Source organism: Thermosporothrix hazakensis (genome assembly GCF_003253565.1).
Lineage (GTDB): Bacteria > Chloroflexota > Ktedonobacteria > Ktedonobacterales > Ktedonobacteraceae > Thermosporothrix > Thermosporothrix hazakensis.
Genome location: NZ_QKUF01000037.1, coordinates 1 through 18,060, shown reverse-complemented (window position 1 = coordinate 18,060; position 18,060 = coordinate 1). Strand labels below are relative to the sequence as shown.

Sequence of the window (18,060 nt, the reverse complement as noted above, 5' to 3'; positions counted from 1 at the left end):
TGCTGAATGGATGTTCAGTGTCGGCCTTTTTCTTTGTGCTCCGGGTCAGGGTGGTTTGCTCAATTCGCTCAGGTTCGTTAGAATTGAAGTAAGGAAGTATCCGAATTGAGAGAGTCGAGTCTATGAAACAGAGAAAACAAATAGGTGTGCTTGTGATGGCCTATGGCACGGCAAGCAGCCCGGAACATATTGAAGCGTATTATACCCATATTCGGCATGGTCGGCCCCCAACCCCTGAATTGCTGGCTGATCTCCAGCGCCGCTATGCCGCGATTGGAGGAATCTCCCCCCTTTTTGAACGGACACAGGCGCAGGTTGCTGGCTTGAGCGCCGCTTTAGAGCGTCTGGCACCGGGGCGCTATCGCGTTGCCCTCGGAATGAAGCACGCGCCCCCCTTTCTTGAAGATGGGGTCGCTGAGCTGGCCGCAAGTGGCGTGCAGCAGGTGATCGGGCTGGTGCTTGCGCCTCACTATTCTGCTTTGAGTATCGGAGAATATGAGGAGCGAGTCAGGGCGGCGGCGCCATTCGAGTTCACGATGATTCATCAGTGGCATCTGGCCCCGGGCTATGTGCGCTTCCTGGCCGATGAGGTGCTGAGCCAACGGGCACAGCTTGCGAGCGAGGCCGGGATTGAGCCGGAAGCGGTGGAGATCTTCTTTACTGCGCACAGTCTCCCGGCGCGGGTCAGGGCGATGGGTGATCCCTATGAGCAGCAATTGAGAGAGACGGCTGAGGCGGTGGCGCAGGTTGCCGGGCTGAAGCGCTGGTCGCTGGCGTGGCAGAGCGCGGGCAGGACCTCAGAAGCATGGCTTGGGCCTGACTTGCTGCAACGGCTGGATGAGTTGAAAGGCGTACGGGGCGTGCTGGTGTGTCCGGCTGGCTTTGTCTCAGACCATCTGGAAGTGTTGTATGATCTGGATATTGAGGCGAAGGCCTACGCCGAAGAGCGCGGCATGCTTCTGAGGCGAACCCGGATGCCGAACGACGATCCCGCGTTTCTGGAGATGCTGGCCGAGGTTGTGCATGAGCAGGGAGGCACGCTATGACGATGCGCGTGGCGGTGATCGGGGGTGGTATGGCGGGCCTGAGCGCTGCCTATACGCTGTTGCAGGTAAAAGGAGACGTGCCGCTGCACGTGACGTTGTTTGAAGCGGACGAGCGGGCAGGTGGCAAGGTGAAGACAACGCCGTTTGCGGGTGTGCCGGTTGATGAGGGGCCTGACGCCTTTATTACAAGGCAACCGTGGGCAATGGAGCTCAGCCGTAAGCTCGGTCTGGCTGATGAGTTTGTTGTCCCTGATACCGGAAAAACGCATCTGTGGACCCGTGGGCGGCTCCGCTCGCTGCCGACCGGTCTGGTGCAGGGTGTGCCTACCGATGCTGTTGCTGTGGCGAAAAGCGGTATTCTCTCGCTACCAGGGCTGCTGAGGGCGGGGCTGGATCTGGTGTTGCCTGCGCAGGCGTTGCCGGATGATCCAACGGTAGCGGAGGTGATCGGCTCGCGGTTCGGGCGGGAGATGGTTGAGCGTCTGGTTGAACCGCTGGTCGGAGGTATCTTTGCGGGGAGGGCCAGTCACCTCAGTCTGGCAATGACCGCGCCACAACTGGCACAGGCGGCCAGGCAGCAGCGGAGTCTGCTCTATAGCCTGCTGCAATTGAGAAAGCAGGCTCAGCCCGCGACCGCGAGCGGGCCCGCTTTTCTGTCATTTCGGCAGGGGCTCGGCTATTTGCCTGAGCGGTTGTTTGACGCGATGAAGGGCGAGCTGGATGTGAGGCTGAACACAAGGGTGCAGGCTGTCACGCGGCTTGAGAACGGGAACTACCGCGTTTCCTGCGTTGATGGATCTGAAGTGATCGTTGATGGCGTGATTGTGGCGGTTCCGGCCTGGGTTGCAAAAGAGGTCGTGCGAGCGTTGACGCCTGCGGTTGCGGCTGAACTGGCTCAGATTGCCTATGCTTCAGTGATTGTGGCAACGCTTGGCTACCGGCCAGAGGCGGTCCCGGGGCCGTTGCAGGGCAATGGCTTTCTGGTGCCGCGGGTAGATAAGCGGTTGATGACGGCCTGCACCTGGATGTCGAGCAAATGGGAGCATCTGAGGAGAGCGACCGATCTGGTGATTGTGCGCTGTTCGGTTGGTCGCTATCTGGATGAGCGAGGATGGCACATCTCGGATAAGGCGCTTGTGGCGCGGCTTCAGCGGGAGCTTGAGGCGTCGATGGGCGTGAGAGAGTGGCCGGTTGAGGTGCGGGTGTCACGCTGGGAACGGGCCTTTCCGCAGTATGATGCGGGGCATCGTGCGAGAGTGGTGCGGATAGAGCGGCTGCTCAATGAGACCCCGGGTGTGTTGCTGGCTGGCGCTGCCTATCATGGGGCCGGAGTGCCTGCCTGCGTGCGAGATGGAGAACAGGCTGCTCTGAAGCTGTGGCAACACCTGAGTTCAAAACAAGGCGCTGAGACTGCGCCCAGTCGATGATGCATCTGTGGCATGAGAGATGCTACATTCTCTCATGCTGCAATGAAATAGAGAAGGATCTGACTCAAGAAGTAGAGGCAGATGCAGGTCAGCATGGCGATGTGGAAGGCGAGGCGCGGTGCGGCAGAGAGCCGTTTTGCGAGCAAGTAGGGCGTGATGAAAAGAGACGCTAGCAGCATAGGAAGTGAAAACGCGTAGCACAGCAGGAAGAGCTGCTGAACGAGCAAGGGCATATGCAGCATAGAGGCAAGCCATGAGAGGGCCAGGGCTGCCAGATTGGTCATCAGCGGAGGGAGTGACAGGGAACGCAGGCGTGTGAAGAGGTAGAGTACGCTCACGATTGAGCTGCCAGCGATGACGATCAGCGTGAAGATGATCGCGATGTTCAGGTAGAGCGGGTATGCGCCCTGCGGGAAAAGCATGGCGGACAGAAAAGAGAGATCCCTTACCGGCAGCTTGCTTTCCACAAGGGCCAGGGGAAGCGGGATTGCCAGTGCTCCCAGAAGCGACATCATCACAAAGCGCTCTTGTGGGCGCGGCTCCAGCCGGGAGCGCCGAGCCAGAAAGGCCGTGGAGATGCCGGTCAGGGTGATGAGCGCAAGCAGGAGAGGCAGCCGAATCCCGAGCGGTGCTGTTGTCACAGGAAAGAATAGACGTCCGAGAAAGAGAAGCAGCACGGGAAGCCAGATCGGATTAGAGGGCGCGGGAAATGCCGAGCGCATCGAATACATAGATTTTCTTTCTCAAAGAGATACATTGGATAGAGCGAAGCCTGAGAGGAAGGCGGAGGCCATCCCCTTCAGGTACATTGCTCATTGAACATCCATAGTGTCGAAATTGAGGCCGTCCATTCCGTAGATACCGAGCGTATACGAGAGTTCTCCGCCGTGGTGGATATCGTGCTCAAGCAGGTGCCAGAGCACCCACTGACGGGTATAGGTCACGTGCTCGCCGTCTTCTTCATCTTCAAAGGTCTCATCCAGATCAGCGATTGTCCAGCGTCCCAGAGCATCCCAGATCGTGTGCCAGGTCGTTTCCAGCCCTGTTGTCAGGTCGGTGATGTCTCGCTCGGGGGCATCGGGACGGTCCCAGTTTCCTAGCTCGACAAATGCTTCTCCACCCTCATGAAAGATGAAGTGGAACCAGCGAGCGCGGACTGCAATGATATGGGCCAGGAGTTCGCCGACAGAGCGCAGGTTTGTGGCGGGCCGCAGGTGGAGCTGATCATCCGAAAGGGACTTGAGCAGCCGAAGCATGCGGCGCTGTTGCAGATCCCATCCTCTGTAGATGGATTGTAGGTTGTGCGTATTTGTCTGCATGATGGATGTTCCTTATATGTTTTCTCCAGTGTACCACTTTCTTCGTCTTCTGAACAGGTTATTGCGAAACAGCGGCTATCCGTCGCTTTCTGCGGAGATACTGCGCGAGGAAGAGCAACAGCGCGGCTGGCGTTCCCCAGGTGACCACATAGATAAGCTGGTCAAAGACGATGTGAACCCGCATATAGTCGGTTTCAAAGTAGCCTCCTGCTGTCGTAATCACCAGCGCATACAAGACAATGACGCTGATAAAACTCATCCCTTGAACCAGATGGTGTGAACGTGTGCGTTTCCAGCAGAGCAGAAGCAGCCAGAACGCAGCATAGAAGAGAAAGAGATAGTTCTGGTGGTAGATTTCTTTGTGGATAGCGGTCAAAGAGAGAAGTATATGGTGCAGCGTCGGGTGAGCCGGGTCGCTTGGTGGTACGTAGAAATAGGTCAATGAAATGGGCACATAGGGAATGGTATAGCCGATAAATTTCAGCGGATGGCGGTAGATAATCGAGCGGGCATATTCACCGGCTAAATGGTTGTTATTCGCCCGCAGCTCCGGAAGGGTGGAGCCGAGGAGTTGATAGGGACTGCGGCCACGATGCTCTACTTCTATATATTGAATAATGCGGTCCGTAATGTATTGATATTCGGGTGGGGCTTCCCGATACATGCGATATTGCATCACCTTGCCCAGATAGTTCATGTTCTCGATCCACGATAGGCCCATATAGCCATGAACAAAGTAGTTTGTGAGAATGTAGCCCCCCACAAGGGCATAAAACACCAGCAGCGAGATAATCATACGGGGAATAATGCGCCGAAAGATTGAAGTACGCCATGTTTTGAACAGAAGCAGGGCATTGAGCACGATTGGCAGGAGAATCCATTCTGGGCGTGTAAAGATGAGCAGGATCATGAACCCGAGCATAGCCCAGAAAAGGAACCAGCGCGGTTTCTGGATGTTCTGGAAGAAGAGCACACAGCAGAGGATGAGGGTTGTGAGCAGCCAGAGCGAGGGCCCTTCGGTCATGATTTGTTTGCTGTAGAGCAGGAGAACCGGGTTGGCCGCGACGAAGAGCGAGACCAGGGCAGCCAGCCAGGAGCGCCGCAGCAGGAGGGCGAGCAGGATATAGACTTCCAGCGCGGCAAGCACAAATAAGGCACCCTGGACGATGCTGACTGCCATCAAGTTCCCCTGTCCAGCTACAGCGAAGATCAGGAGAATGAAGAGCGGGTAGACCGGGAGACGCATCGCATGAATGGATTGGAAGCTCAGGCCATAGATCTGTATTTGCCTGGCCGCTTCCAGATAGCCCGGGGTGTCGGCATTGAGGGGCGGATAAGGATAGGTAATATAGACGACAACGGTTAATAGAGTTGCGATCAGGAGGATCGCCAGGGCAAAAAGGCTATAATGCGTCGATTGTAGATCTTTCTGAAGCCATAGTTTGAAAGAAGCGAAGCCTTTATTATGCAGTAAGCTCATCATAGGATATTCTTTCTTCCCTATCCGGGAGGGTATTTATTGATCTGTTTATATCTGTCAATGATAGCAGATGTGTTTATTGAGAACAAGTAAATAGGTAAAAAAGATTGTTTTCTTATGAAAAGGGTGACTGGCTAAATATATACAAGAACATTTCCCATGCTTGCTTTGGCTTCATGATGGACGTATTTGATGATATTTCGCCTGTTTGAGGGTAATATGTGTGAGTGAGGCTCGAAAGGTGGGAGAACGCATATGGTGATGTGGGGATATGAGAGCGGGTGACTGATGCTGCTTGCTGGAGCGACTCGGGCTAGCGTGTGCTGGTTGACGCGTTCCTCTGTTCTGGGTGGCTGCCGCTGAGACCGCGGGTCTTCTGTTGTATACACTCAGAACGTCTGACACTCTTCTTCCCTTATATAAGGTTCAAGAAACGGGCGATGTTGAGTCATTCGTTGCCGGCAGGTTCATTGTGAGCACATACCCGGGCTTATCAATGTTGGCTTCTGTTATGCTCACCCGCATTGGGATGTTGGGGTGCTGGGGAGATATCAGTTGGGTAGCCATAAGAAGCCGGTGCCACAGCCAGCAAGGCAACTCACCCCGGGCGTCTTATACTCCAGACAGGTTCAAAGAAAGGAGGAAGATGCTGAATATCCATTGTCGGATTGGCATCAAGGGACATCTGGATTCATCCTGGCAAGAATGGTTTGAAGACCTTCAGCTTCTCCCACAAGCCTCAGGCAAAACGTTGCTCTGCGGATCCTTGCCCGATCAAGCGGCGCTCTATCGGGTGTTGCATAAAATGAATAGCCTGGGTTTGATCTTGCTCTCGCTTGAGACCGATGATGCTATTTCTCCGCAAGTGAGTGAAGATGAGTGTAAACCGAGAATAGGTTCATTTTGTAGGAGTGTAAATGACACACATGAAATATAGCTTGTGCCTGGATTCGTTGAGGCTGGTCAGGCCGTTTCGACGATGAGTCGCACTCAGGAGAGCGATGAGCGCCTGAGACGGGGTCCCGAAATAGCCTCTGCACAATAATTTGCTCAGGAGGAGTCAGCAAGGAAAAGGTCCTGCTCTCTTTCATCTCTTTGAGAGGCTGACCGTATGGTATGAGAGATCCCTGTCTGGAGTTTTGGAAAAGGGTGATTCAGTTCAGCGAACGTGGTGCAAGTCAGCGCCTCCCATCAGATGAGAGGCCTGCGTACTGCCAGGAGTCGTGGCCTGTATGCTGATTGCGGCCATCGCCAGCAGTGGCTTTCGTGTCCTGTTCTTCATTGCGGTGACCATACCGGGGCATCTGATGGGGCTGTTGATGTACAGCTCCTTGGGGCTCTATCCTGGGGCCCTGGCCGGGGCGCTGGCGAACCAGTTCGGGCCTGCGATCCTCTTTCCCCTCTCCGGACTGGTGCTGGCTGTGGTGATGCTGTTCGGGCTGACGCAAAAAGTGTTGCGAGAGCTCTAACACAGAAAGCTACGAGGGAATGGCATGGGCGAAAATCCGGTCACGGCGCACGTGACGTCTGGCGTAGTGGTGAGCCTCGTGTGTTCAGGGAACAAGCTCGCTTTCTTGCAGCTTGCCGCTCCCGTACCGGTCTGATTTTCGCCCCCCAGAGCGTGCAAAGAGATACGCGCGACGACAGTGCTCCGCGACTCGTGGCACTGTTCCATATGTGAGAGCCGGATCTGCTCACGTGCGCGGGATTGACCGTCAAGCGAGTCGAAGATGAGACGAAGAGAAAGAAGAAAGATGATGCAAACGAAATCGAATAGAGAAGAACTTATCGCCATGTATGACTGGTATCGTCAGATGCGTGAGACGCAGGCTGTCTCTCAGGATCCAGCTTCAGGCATGTGGAACATTTTTCGCTATGAGGATGTAGAACGTGTGCTCAGTGATCACGCGACGTTTTCTTCCGAGCAGAATCGCTTCGTGCCGCCGAGTACCGCGATGTGAGCCCGATCAGTTCGAGTATTGTGCGTATGGACCCGCCGCGCCATCACCAGTTGCGCCGACTCGTGTCGCAGGCCTTCACTCCGCGCCGGGTGGCTCAGATGGATGCGCGCATCACGGAGATCACTAACAGCTTGCTCGACCAGGTGCAGGCAGCGGGCGAGATGGATGTGATCCGAGATCTGGCCTATCCTCTGCCGATCACGGTCATTGCGGAGATGTTAGGGGTTCCCACTGAGCGGCGGGCGGAATTCAAGCAGTGGTCCGGCACCTTTGTCGCGGGCGATGCGGACGCGACAGAAGAAGATATGCAGGCAGGCATTCAGGCACAAAATAACATGATCGCCTACTTTACCCGGCTCTTTGAGGAGCGGCGGGCTCATCCGCAGGATGACATGGTGAGCGCGCTGTTGCAGATCCCATCCTCTGTAGATAGATTGTAGGTTGTGCGTATTTGTCTGCATGATGGATGTTCCTTATATGTTTTCTCCAGTGTACCACTTTCTTCGTCTTCTGAACAGGTTATCTATGATGATAGATCTGCGAATTAAAATACCTCGAAGCAGATTGTCTACCTGGATGATTCTCACGTGATGCTTTGCAGTACCATGTCTCTTTGTTTTTCAGATATACTTCTTCTGATATTGAAATAACGTATCAGGAACATCATTTTCTCATATCATGCCCTATCTACGAAGCTTATCTCTTCTCTTTTCTTTCTCAGGTTTTTCATATCAAGGAAGTATAAGTATTGACAGAATTTAATTCTCTGTTCTATAATGCATAGTAATACACTACAGAATTGTAATTTATTAGCAGCTTATAATGGCTAGATATAGATAATGATGTAATATGCGGTTCGTAGAAACGAGTCTTCCTTTGCGAGGATGAAATATGTTTCTCTTTCTCTTTGCTAGAAAAGAGGTAATCAATGTCCATCAAACTGAAAACCCTTGAAGACAGGCGTACTTCTGCTCTTATCATGCTGACAGCAAAAGCTGCTGAGGGATGTCACTCCTGCCTTGAAGGATACAAACGGGTCGCTCAAAATGCAGGTGCAACAGAGCAAGAAATTCGCTTTGCTCTCGCAGCAGGAATGCGTGCCAGGGAAAATGTAGCCCAAGCTCAGCAAGCAGATAAAACACAGCAGAGAGATGCCACGGCCATTCTACTACGGGGGAAGGAAAAAGAACAATTTCTTCAGCGCGCGACAATGCATACAGGTGTTCTCCTTCTCGATCGATATTTTCAATCTCATGGCTATATCCCCGTTCCAGAAGCTCAAGAAGTTGCCTATTATGTCATGGGTGATAAAATATGTACTGGCGCGTACATCCCCTATCAACTCAAGGGGGATGAGGATCGCTTTGCGTGGATTGGTTACAATGTCAGCCAAAAGGGAGAAGACCTGGTGAGTGTCATGGCGGACCTGTCTGTCTTGAAGGCTCTCCCTGATCCAACGTGTGTTGCTGCTCCAGAACAGTGTATCCAGGCAAGCTATATTGTTGAAGAAGGGCAGGTTATTGCTGGTCATGCATGTGATACCAACTGCTTCTGGAATAATCTCTGGCCTACCTGTAGTGGCTGCCTGGTTGGATGTCTGATGAGTGGGCCGGGTTGGATTCCATGCACAGTAACCTGTTGTGGCGGCAATGCAACAGTCTGGTGCTTCTGGTGTGGTTGTTGCTAATTGGCACATCTGCTGTCTGTTTTCTTTCCAAGAGAGGAGACACCCATCAAGAAGCGGATTGAGATGTGAGGCGAGGGTATTTCCTCTCCATGAGCTCGTTTCCTTTCCTTCATGATCACAACAACGTTTGCACCTTCAGGAGAGAAGGAAGAGAGGGGGGAGAGGTCAAGAGGCTCTCATTGTATGAGAGCGAGCCATGTGGGAAGAAAATGGACGAGAGAGGAGATCTACCTTGGCCTCAAGACAGAAGAAACCGGGGACTGGGAGAACGCTTCTCCTCGGGATCATATGTGCGTTTGTGCTCGGCGTCTTGCTCTATGTTGGGAATGCCTTTCTCCCGATGATCAACATGACCCGTCTTCCTGAACCAGGAATTCTCATTGTATCGTTCGTGATGGGAGGGCTCTTTGCGTTGGTGCTGCGGCTGCTGCAGAGGAGCAGCCGACAGTGAAAGAAGCTTCTGGTGTGTGTACAGGGGCGGGACCGTCTCTATGGCTCATCTCCTTGCTTTCCTCTGTCAGGGAAGGCGGTTCTGAACACCTTTCGCTTCACTGTTCCTTCTCTTCGCCCGTCTGGGCCGCACTCATTTTCGCCATTTTGTTTAATCTAAGTATCTCTGCCTGGCAAGTATATTCCCAGGAGAAGACCGGACAGCAGTGGATGACGATGCTTCAGGAGATGGTCTTCCAGACTTACCTTCTCACGCTTCTCGGTGGGAGGGCAGAGATTTCACGGATAGCACAACAGCGGCTAGGCCAGGTGTTGCAAACCTTAAATGGCGATCAGCAGGTCAGCATGGTGAAGTTTTTCAGTCACAATGGCCTGCCTGCCACGTTTATCAGCGCTGCCCTGCAAGGGAGCACAAGTTTCATCGGGGGGGATCTCCAGCAGATCGAGCTGCCTCAGATCCATTTAGCACAGGCAAATCTGAGCCGGGTAAACTTGCGTGAAGCCAACCTCAGTGGGGCTGATCTCAGCAAGACAGGGCTGTATCGGGCTTGACCTCTCTGGTGCCGATCTGTCGCGAGCGAGCCTCACAAAAGCTGATCTGAGAGGAATCAATATCCGGGGCGCCAATCTGATAGGTGCCGATCTGAGCGAGACTCGCATGCGGATAGAAAAAGCGAGCCGTGAGCTCCAAAAGTTCAATTCGGAACTTCTCTCTATCCAGCTCTCAGAGCTGATCTGTCGCATGTGCTTCTCACCCAGGCTGCGAGATGCCGATCTCACAGGTGCTGATCTCACCGGGGCTCAGTTGCAGGAAGTTGATCTTACCAGGGTCGAACTCTCTTATGCGAATTTGCAGGGTGCTGACCTTACCGGGGCAATGCTCACGGGGGTGATGCTTGATGAGGCTGATCTGCGTGCGGCAAAAGCGACTGAAGAGCAATTGCAAACGATTCTTTCGAAGAGGAATATGAAGCAAGAGCCTTGAGCCTGGGCAAGCATTTATATATTCTTAGTTGTCCTGTATAGAGCCTGTATGTGCGAGTATGCGTGTTATGATGCATGGGGTGACGCGCGTGTCTTAAACGCCGCCATCCCGACTGGAGAGCGCTTGCCACGTAGTCAATAGTTATGCTACTTGCTCCTGTTGTGACCCAAAGAGCGTTCACTGAGGTACATTGGCTCTTTGTGTGGGAAGCCTGTTGGTCAACACATTGGAGAGTCCTTCCTGTGCTGCGAATGCTCGATCACCTGCATCGTCGCTTCCATTTCATGAAGGAGAGCAACTGTTCTTTGTAATCCTGGAAGTGCTGAAAGTGGTGATAGAATGACCCCTTGCTCACTTCTAATTGGTTCGTCAACGCCTCAAGGGTCAGGACAAGAGCCCCAACGGTGTTTGTTGAGAGCCGCTATCAGGGACGGCAAGGTATGAAGCAGCAGACTACTCAACGCTTCCCACTCCTGTTCTCTCTCCTCTGGCGGTACTCCTTTTCATATGTCGGTCTCGTCGACGCGCTACAAACTGCTTTTCTGCGTATGCCTCAGCAAGCGAGAGAGGACAGATTCCAGAGCCTGACGGCGGTCTACTTCGTTCCCCTTTCACCTCAAGGGCGCGTGGAGGTTCACCGAGGCATTGGTGGATCACTGCTCGGCAGTGTTCTGGAGAAAAGTTCTCCGGACGCTCTCCCTGTTCCGGGTCATAGTGGAGATGGAGAACCCAGCGATTGGTATTATTGATGGCAAGAAACATGCCCTCGATCTTGTCTCTCCTGATCAGACAGATGCTGAACTCACGATCCTGGACGAGGTCGGAGAGATCTGCTTCAAAGAGGATGTTGAGAAAATGGCCCAGTGTGCCATGTCCGTTGGGCGAAATGTTGAGTGCGGAACGTATTGGGCTCTTTGCTCCATCAGCAGCGAGTCCGCTGAGATGACCTGCTGGACACTGGTACTTCGATCTTGTATGGTTGCTATGATGCCGTCACGCTTCTGGGTGAACGAGAGTAGTTGTGTGTTGAAACGCACATCGCCCCCGCGTTCACGAGCTGCTGCCAGCAAGATCGGTTCAAGGGCATCCTGGGTACACCGGCTCCCTGTGACCGGGCTCAAATGAGCAAAGGTCCCTTTGCCTTCGAGTCGATCATAGAAAGCCTGCCGCGCCTGAGAGCTATGATGTGCAAGGGTGGCAACAAGCGTTTCTCCACGGAGACCCCCACTTTTGACCAGGGCCGTTTCGTTGGCATAGATCACCTTCTCCAGACCGATTTCACGATAGAGTTCCATCGATCTTGCGTTGAGGCCACGCGCGCGAGGATGAGAAGACGGACGTGGATGGAGCTCGACAAGTAAGGAAGGAATATGGTGATGTGAAAGGAAGAGCGAAGCTGATAAGCCCACTGTTCCTCCACCAACAATGAGGGTTGGAATAGGTTTCATCTCCATAGGTATAATCTCCTTTTTCTTCCAGAAGGTACATACAGATTTCCTCTCTGGGAGGAGGTGATTTAGCGGCACAGTAAGTGAGAGAAGACAGAATCCAGTATCTGCAAAGGATCATCGCATTTTTCTGTGGCTCGCCAGGCGATGTATCCATCTGGTCGTACAATGACTGCACCTGTTGGAGTGATACCATAGGTTGTGTACCACTGCTGTTGCTCCGCCATAAGGTCTGCGTTGTCTGTGCCTATCCGATAGGTGGCGAGCGCAAGGCCCTGACGTGATGCGACCTCCTGGGCAGCCGATAACCAGGCACTTCCCTCTTCTCCAGTCAGAAGCACAAACCGAGCATCAAAAAGATCAAGCGTCGAAAGGCGGCGTCCTTGCTGTCTGAGCCACAGATGAGGAGCACGTGTGCCAGGGTAACCACTGAGATCGAATGTTCCCTGAACAGGAGCATGTGCTTCTGGCTCTGCAAGCACCGCAGAAGAAACATAACGGTGATTTAAGGTCTGTACAACTTCATCCGGAAGCACCTGCTGTTCTTCTTCTGGGGCATCAAGCAGCTCTTCAGGATGTTCTGGCCTGGGTGGGCGTGTTGCTGCTTCGGCTTTGATCCGTGCTGCAAGCTGGCGTTCTACCTCGTATGTAGCAAGGAGGGCCGGGCCAGCCTTCCCTTGAAGCACAAAGGCAAGTTTCCAGGCCAGATTCTGGGCATCCTGTATGCCGCTATTCAGGCCCGATGGCACCTGATGAGCAGCATCACCAGCGAGCAACACGCGGCCCTGCTGGAAAGAGGTTGCGATACCTGTCGCGTCCTGAGTAAGCATAATATGCTGGATCTCGACTTCTAGTTCGGCCAGGCCTACCGCCTGACGTATCAGCTCGCGACAGCGTTCAGCAGGAAAATCCTCCAGTGATACTTCTTTTTCAGGCGTAGATTGGATATTCAGTTGCCAGAGATCTGTATTGTTGATGGGCGCAAGAATGCCCGCCATGTTGGAATTGTGGATAAAACAGAAGAGGAAGAGGCGCTCGCGTACCAGTGCACTGAGATCGGCCCGAAAGGAGATGATGATTCGAGGCTCGGGGGCGCTGTAACTCTCCCAGGGGAGAGTGAGCTGCTGACGGACAGGGCTATGAATGCCATCTGCCGCGATCAGGTACGTTGCATGAATGCTTTGCTGTTCTCCTGTTGTTTTATCGAGCACTTGAGCAATAACATCGGACTCATTCTGTGTGAAAGAAAGGAGTTCTGTGTTAAAGCGAATGTCGCTTTCTCGTTGCCGCACTTCCCGGGCAAGAACGTGCTCAAAGATTGCCTGACTCCCGAGTAGCCAGGATGATGGGCTTATCTGTTCAAAGGTACCTTCTGGTTGAGTCATCCAGGAAATGGAGTTGCGCTGTTGTTCCTTGCCTGCAAGCGTTTCGACAACCAGAAGCAGCGTATTCTGGCTCAGTGTACCAACCTGTGTACGAAGCTTTTCCTCCAATCCCAAAGGACGGAATATCTCCATGGTGCGAAAGTCGATACCCCGTGCTTTGATGAAGATCGAGGTGCTCGGGTGGCGTTCCACCACCAGTGAGCGTACGCCGTGGTGAGCTAAAAAAAGAGCTGTGGCGAGCCCTGTTGGTCCAGCTCCAACAATCAAAACCGGTACAGATTGCATACCTTTTTCCTTTCTGACAAACAGTGCGATTGGGAGAGCAATTCAACAAGCACTCAGTGGCACCCGCAGGTTTCTTCTGCTGAGGGGCGATGAAGGCCTGTCCGCTCTTGTCACAGTATAGTAGGGGAAGAGGGAACGGTCATGCTCCTTCAGGAGCATTATCGGGAGTATTTTGGGGAGGTGAAAGCAGGGAGAGTTCATGGGCGCGAAGAACCGCCTGGAGGCGATTGGTCACACCTAACTTTGCCAGAATGTGCTTGACATGACGTTTGGCGGTGTTGAGGGTAATGATCAGTTCTGTTGCAATCTGTTGATTGGAGTATCCCCGGGCCAGCAAGCGCAACACCTCCAGTTCGCGTGCACTGAGAGGGTCAGGGAGCCGTTGAGGGGATGATGCGGTTCTCTCTGATATGCAGGCGTTTTTTAAGGTCTGGAGATAGTGGGGCGAGATCGGACTGTTTGCAGGAAGCCGAGCCAGCAATTGCCTCATCGGTTCCCGTTCGTCGGCAAAGAGTCGGATATATCCCTCTCGTTCTGCCAGCACCAGGGACTGGCCAAGAACAGAGAGTGCCTGATGTTTTTCTCCCTGGGCCTGTAATGTGAGTGCCTGGAGAGTCAGGATCTCTATGCGCCACCCTGTAAATCCTTTGTGTTCAGCGAAGGCCAGCAGACGCGTTAATAGATGAGATGCCTGCTTTAGCTCTGTTTGGTGTCCCTCTGCAATCAAGGCACGGGCCAGTGTCATATATGCAAAGTATGGTTCCTGGCGAAGAGGCTCTTGAAGCTCATCATCGAAGTGTAACCCACACATTCGCATCCAGGAACGGACCTCTGCTCTTCGGCCTGTCAGAAGACACAGACGAGCGTGCCATGCGGCAAGAAAGGTATTCATTGGTTCAATGATGTGAGTGTTTGCCTGGAGATGCTCTAGCAGTTCCAGTGCTTTATCAATATCGCCCCGTGTGCGCTCAAGCTGAATGCCTGCAAAGCTGGCGAGATCATCCAGACCCAGAAGCTGGCTTTCTTTTATTGCCTGTTTGAGAAGGGTTTCTGCTTCCTCCAGCCTGTTCCATTCGAGTAACAACGATGCATAGCTGAGAGAAACCCAGGCGAGCAAAAGAGGTGACTGGCGCGGTGGCCTTCCTGCAATGTACAGCACATGCTCAAAGAAACGACCAGCCTGTTGCAATTGGCCTTGTGCCTCATAGAGATTGGCCAGAGCATCCATCGCAAAGAGATTTAAGAGATGATATTCGGTCTGCGCACCCGGGATACTTGCCTGTACAAGAGCCTGCTCTGCAACAACCAGTTGTCCTTGTTCCTGGAAGGCGGTCCCTTGTGCGAGGGTTAGCGCGAGGTGTGCAACGCTTTGAAGCGGACGGGGGAGCGTGTGCAACGCTTCTTGTGCGAGCTCAACGGCGCGCCGAGAATCGTGTTGTCGAAGCGCGAAGACAACCAGAAATAAGGTCAATTCACTACGCAGTTCTGCCTTCTGACTCTCTTGCGGGAGTTCTCGCAAGGACTGCTCAAGCAAGGAGACAACTTCTTCTACTCTTTGCGGGTCGCCATCGGGCAACAGGGCCCAGAGATAGGCGAGGCCAAGTTGAGGGTGTCTGGCAATTGGCTCAATGGATGAGGCCGGAGCCGGCAACGGAGACTGTGATTTCGATGGGATAGGCGCTCTTTCCCTGGTTTTGGAAGTGAGTTTCTGTGCTGCCATCTGCAATTGTGGTAGTGAAAGCTTCTCCGACCCGCCCAGATAGCAGCGATAAAGCCGACCTGCATAATGGCGATAGGCATACCAGTACCAGCCCCCCGTCCATGTGTGGCTCGGGCTTTGTGAGCAGAAAAGGATCCCTCCTTGCTTTGAAAGGAAAAGGATGTGACCTGTTCTAGCCAGGTATACCAGGCGTCAGAGCCGACAGCTACTGTTCTTTTTTGTCCAGCTTGCCAATAGATCAGAAATCCATCAGAGACAACACTATTTGTGGAGGAACGCATATCCCTTGATCTTCTCACTTACAACTAGCAAAGAGGAGTCCCCTTGTGTGTTCCAGAACAGGAAGGGGGAAGCGCCACTGTTCCAGAACAGAGTATAGCAACTGAGATACTGAAACCTCAATCAGATGATAGGCCCGGGATAGTTGCTTATGGCGAGTAAGGCTCTACTTCCCTTGTGGGAGAGGTACCTGAAGGGCGTTTGTACTCTTCAATATACAACAACGAGTGAAAGCTCTGTTGGAGCAGGTTGGATTAGGCGGACGCTTAGGACACACTCCAGCACGTTTGTCGGGAGGAGAACAGCAGAGAGTGGCGATAGCTCGTGCTTTAATGCATCGACCCAGGCTCTTACTGGTAGATGAACCAACAGGGAATCTGGATCCGCGTACAGGTCAGGAGGTGCTAACTATGCTGCGTGAAATCCAGCGGGAGGAACAGAATACAATGATTTTAGTGACGCGTGATCCAAATATTGCAGCGTCTTCAGATCGTTGTCTTTCGCTGGAACAATTGAATAAAAGGGCTTGATTTCTTGGATTGACTCTATGCGCGCGAAGCCTGGACTCTTGTGTTCCTGAACTACTACAGCAGGCGAAGGATGTGGTGATAGAGAAGGTTTAAAAATGACGTTGAAAAACAACATCATGGCTCATTTTTTGAACTGAGGTAATGAGCATGTGCTTAAGAAATTGAGGGTAGCGGTACAGATTCGGGAATGTAATGACAAGGGTGACAGAATCTATGATGAGATTCCCCTGATGTTTCAGAATATCAGGGTGATTGTTGAGTGGGCATGCTTAGATAAACGGGAACGGCTTGGAGAAAATAGAAAAGGAGCTTGAAGAGATGGTGAAGCACAATGGAGAGGGTCAGCCTGTCCAGAATCGGGAACAGGCAAGGGCCTATCAACGTGAGGTGAGCAACGTCGTACCCAGAAGAAACTGCATGCGTTGCAAGCTCTCCATGAGACAAGGAGTGGAGAAAGGAACGTGCTTTGAACGCTGAAGCGGGGAGGGCAAAGGGGGAAGCATGAGCAGGAACTGAGCTTCTGTTTCTCTCCTCCTATGGCTTTAGGGAAGGCAAAAAGAACCGCGCCAAAGCGTTGATGTATCAAGACTATCGCTATCATCTTCGTATGTAGATTGTGTTGAGCAGCGGTATCTGGATTTCAGACGTGTGAACCCCGGGGAGAAAGGTCCTTGACAAATCCTCGCTCACGGTCTATCATATCAACATGACGTTAACGTAACATGTGAGTGGGTGAGCGATGAACGATCGGATGCGCATAGGTGATGTGACGGAACGAGCAGGGGTCACTGCGCGCACCGTCCGCTATTACGAGAGTATTGGGCTGCTCCCTCCTGGTGAGCGTGAAGGCCGTGGCCAGCACTATTACACCGAGGAGACGCTGTATCGTCTGCGTAAAATTGATCAGTTAAAGAAGCTTGGACTCAGCCTGGATGAAATACGTGACGTGATTGATCTCTATTTCACTGATCCAGGTGGAATACAACCAAAACAGAAAGTCCTTGCCATCCTGCGCCAGCATCTGGCCGAGGCAGACCGGAAGATTGGAGCGTTACAACAATTTCGTGCTGACTTACAGGCCACTATTGAACGCTTCGAGCGCTGGCTTGAGGAAAGAGAACCGTAACGAGGCTTTTTTTTATCCAAAACATGACGTTAACGTCACATTTTAAGTGCAAATCATTCAGGAGTATTGAGAAAGATGAATGAAACGATTGGATGTATTGGACTCGGCAATCTAGGGTTGCCACTGGCAAGGAATCTCCTCAAAGCCGGGTATGCGCTGCGGGTGTATAACCGCACGGCGAGCAAAGCGGAACCTCTGGTTGCTCAGGGTGCACAACAGGTGAGTCGACCCGTTGACGCGGTGACAAGCGGAGGAATTGTTGTGACCATTTTGTGGGGTGATGCGTCAGTGGAAAGCATCGTCACGAGTGAGGGCTTTTTAGAGCAATTGGGACCAGGTGGTATCCATCTTGCGATGAGCACGATATCGCCTGAAATGACAAAGAAGCTGGCGGCGATGCATGCGCAACATGGCAGTGTCTATGTTGAGGCTCCCATCTTTGGAGGATCTGAGGCCGCTGTCGCCCAACGGCTCTGGATTCCGTTTGCGGGTCCGCAAAGAGCCAAAGAACGCGTCCGACCACTCCTGAAGGCGATGGGGGGGCAGGGTATTGTTGATTTTGGCGAAGAGGTTGGTGCGGCAACGCTTGTCAAACTTGTGGGCAACTTCCTGATTGTTTCCGCAGGACAATCTTTGCGAGAAGCGCTCTCGGTGGCTGAGAACAATGGAGTCGATCCGAAAGCAGTACTTGATATGCTGACGACGGCCCCCACGCTATTCCCCTCTCCTATCTATCAGGGGCATGGGAAGAGAATTGTCGAGGATACCCAGGCTGCGCCTTTCAGGCAGAGTAAGATTCCGCTGAAGGACGTGAGTCTCTTCACGAAGACTGCACAACAGGTAGAGTTGTCTACACCCATTGCACACCTTTTGTCTGATCTCTTGAGAAGCGATGAGGCAAGAGCGTAGACGCTTCCTTCAGCCCATCCCTT

General features: G+C 52.9%; 19 protein-coding genes and 1 pseudogene. 13 read left to right on the top strand and 7 right to left on the bottom strand.

Annotation, left to right across the window (positions count from 1 at the left end):
* Nucleotides 1-122: 122 nt before the first annotated feature.
* Nucleotides 123-1,046: a ferrochelatase gene (hemH, locus tag EI42_RS28005; protein WP_111325943.1), complete on the top strand. Its 924-nt coding sequence runs from the start codon at nucleotides 123-125 to the stop codon at nucleotides 1,044-1,046.
* Entirely contained in the window at nucleotides 1,043-2,473 is a 1,431-nt protein-coding gene (gene hemG, locus EI42_RS28000; protein ID WP_111325942.1) for a protoporphyrinogen oxidase, read from the top strand. The genes hemH and hemG overlap by 4 nt, the downstream gene beginning before the upstream one ends.
* Nucleotides 2,474-2,505: 32 nt before the next feature.
* Here hemG and EI42_RS27995 read toward each other — a convergent pair whose 3' ends face one another.
* The 3 genes from EI42_RS27995 to EI42_RS27985 all read right to left on the bottom strand — a co-directional run bounded on the left by EI42_RS27995 (nucleotide 2,506) and on the right by EI42_RS27985 (nucleotide 5,275).
* Nucleotides 2,506-3,195, bottom strand: a complete 690-nt coding sequence (locus EI42_RS27995) for a hypothetical protein (protein ID WP_211326380.1) — start codon at nucleotides 3,193-3,195, stop codon at nucleotides 2,506-2,508.
* A gap of 90 nt (nucleotides 3,196-3,285) precedes the next feature.
* Complete coding sequence (locus EI42_RS27990; protein WP_111325940.1) at nucleotides 3,286-3,792, bottom strand: DinB family protein; 507 nt, start codon at nucleotides 3,790-3,792, stop codon at nucleotides 3,286-3,288.
* A 58-nt stretch (nucleotides 3,793-3,850) separates the two neighbouring features.
* Nucleotides 3,851-5,275, bottom strand: coding sequence for a hypothetical protein (locus EI42_RS27985; protein WP_111325939.1), 1,425 nt, complete (start codon nucleotides 5,273-5,275; stop codon nucleotides 3,851-3,853).
* 643 nt (nucleotides 5,276-5,918) lie between these two features.
* Between EI42_RS27985 and EI42_RS27980 the strand changes: the two genes are divergently transcribed.
* The 8 genes and pseudogenes from EI42_RS27980 to EI42_RS27945 all read left to right on the top strand — a co-directional run bounded on the left by EI42_RS27980 (nucleotide 5,919) and on the right by EI42_RS27945 (nucleotide 10,355).
* Entirely contained in the window at nucleotides 5,919-6,209 is a 291-nt protein-coding gene (locus EI42_RS27980; protein WP_307722233.1) for a hypothetical protein, read from the top strand.
* A gap of 295 nt (nucleotides 6,210-6,504) precedes the next feature.
* Nucleotides 6,505-6,741, top strand: coding sequence for a hypothetical protein (locus tag EI42_RS27975; protein WP_111325938.1), 237 nt, complete (start codon nucleotides 6,505-6,507; stop codon nucleotides 6,739-6,741).
* 285 nt (nucleotides 6,742-7,026) lie between these two features.
* Nucleotides 7,027-7,233 (top strand): hypothetical protein, encoded by a 207-nt coding sequence (locus tag EI42_RS27970; RefSeq protein WP_137686070.1) that lies wholly within the window; start codon nucleotides 7,027-7,029, stop codon nucleotides 7,231-7,233.
* Nucleotides 7,230-7,673 (top strand): cytochrome P450 family protein, encoded by a 444-nt coding sequence (locus EI42_RS27965; protein WP_111325936.1) that lies wholly within the window; start codon nucleotides 7,230-7,232, stop codon nucleotides 7,671-7,673. The genes EI42_RS27970 and EI42_RS27965 overlap by 4 nt, the downstream gene beginning before the upstream one ends.
* A 488-nt stretch (nucleotides 7,674-8,161) precedes the next feature.
* Nucleotides 8,162-8,311 (top strand): annotated as a pseudogene (locus EI42_RS35025) (carboxymuconolactone decarboxylase family protein); the annotation flags it as partial.
* A gap of 132 nt (nucleotides 8,312-8,443) precedes the next feature.
* Nucleotides 8,444-8,920 (top strand): hypothetical protein, encoded by a 477-nt coding sequence (locus EI42_RS34045; RefSeq protein WP_249033485.1) that lies wholly within the window; start codon nucleotides 8,444-8,446, stop codon nucleotides 8,918-8,920.
* Between the two features lie 447 nt (nucleotides 8,921-9,367).
* A complete protein-coding gene (locus EI42_RS27950) occupies nucleotides 9,368-9,922 on the top strand; it encodes a pentapeptide repeat-containing protein (protein WP_111325933.1) in 555 nt (184 codons plus the stop codon).
* Complete coding sequence (locus EI42_RS27945; protein ID WP_111325932.1) at nucleotides 9,867-10,355, top strand: pentapeptide repeat-containing protein; 489 nt, start codon at nucleotides 9,867-9,869, stop codon at nucleotides 10,353-10,355. Before EI42_RS27950 ends, EI42_RS27945 begins: the two co-directional genes overlap by 56 nt.
* A gap of 453 nt (nucleotides 10,356-10,808) precedes the next feature.
* On the opposite strand, the gene EI42_RS35020 is transcribed toward EI42_RS27945, so the two are convergent.
* The 4 genes from EI42_RS35020 to EI42_RS27920 form a co-directional block, all read right to left on the bottom strand.
* Nucleotides 10,809-11,243 carry an FAD-dependent monooxygenase gene (locus tag EI42_RS35020; protein ID WP_371859996.1) on the bottom strand — a complete coding sequence of 145 codons (435 nt, stop codon included), beginning with the start codon at nucleotides 11,241-11,243 and terminating at the stop codon, nucleotides 10,809-10,811.
* Complete coding sequence (locus EI42_RS27930; RefSeq protein ID WP_111325929.1) at nucleotides 11,141-11,809, bottom strand: FAD-dependent monooxygenase; 669 nt, start codon at nucleotides 11,807-11,809, stop codon at nucleotides 11,141-11,143. Before EI42_RS27930 ends, EI42_RS35020 begins: the two co-directional genes overlap by 103 nt.
* Before the next feature lie 62 nt (nucleotides 11,810-11,871).
* The gene (locus tag EI42_RS27925) at nucleotides 11,872-13,473 is read right to left on the bottom strand and encodes an FAD-dependent monooxygenase (protein ID WP_111325928.1); all 1,602 of its coding nucleotides are present in this window, start codon (nucleotides 13,471-13,473) and stop codon (nucleotides 11,872-11,874) included.
* Nucleotides 13,474-13,612: 139 nt separating this feature from the next.
* Nucleotides 13,613-15,193 (bottom strand): LuxR C-terminal-related transcriptional regulator, encoded by a 1,581-nt coding sequence (locus tag EI42_RS27920; protein ID WP_111325927.1) that lies wholly within the window; start codon nucleotides 15,191-15,193, stop codon nucleotides 13,613-13,615.
* Nucleotides 15,194-15,699: 506 nt separating this feature from the next.
* Here EI42_RS27920 and EI42_RS27915 point away from each other — a divergent pair.
* From EI42_RS27915 to EI42_RS27905, 3 genes are all read left to right on the top strand, one after another.
* A complete protein-coding gene (locus tag EI42_RS27915) occupies nucleotides 15,700-16,002 on the top strand; it encodes an ATP-binding cassette domain-containing protein (protein ID WP_211326379.1) in 303 nt (100 codons plus the stop codon).
* A 739-nt stretch (nucleotides 16,003-16,741) separates the two neighbouring features.
* Nucleotides 16,742-17,128, top strand: coding sequence for a MerR family transcriptional regulator (locus EI42_RS27910; protein WP_111325925.1), 387 nt, complete (start codon nucleotides 16,742-16,744; stop codon nucleotides 17,126-17,128).
* Between the two features lie 75 nt (nucleotides 17,129-17,203).
* Nucleotides 17,204-18,037 carry an NAD(P)-dependent oxidoreductase gene (locus EI42_RS27905; protein ID WP_111325924.1) on the top strand — a complete coding sequence of 278 codons (834 nt, stop codon included), beginning with the start codon at nucleotides 17,204-17,206 and terminating at the stop codon, nucleotides 18,035-18,037.
* Nucleotides 18,038-18,060 lie beyond the last annotated feature (23 nt).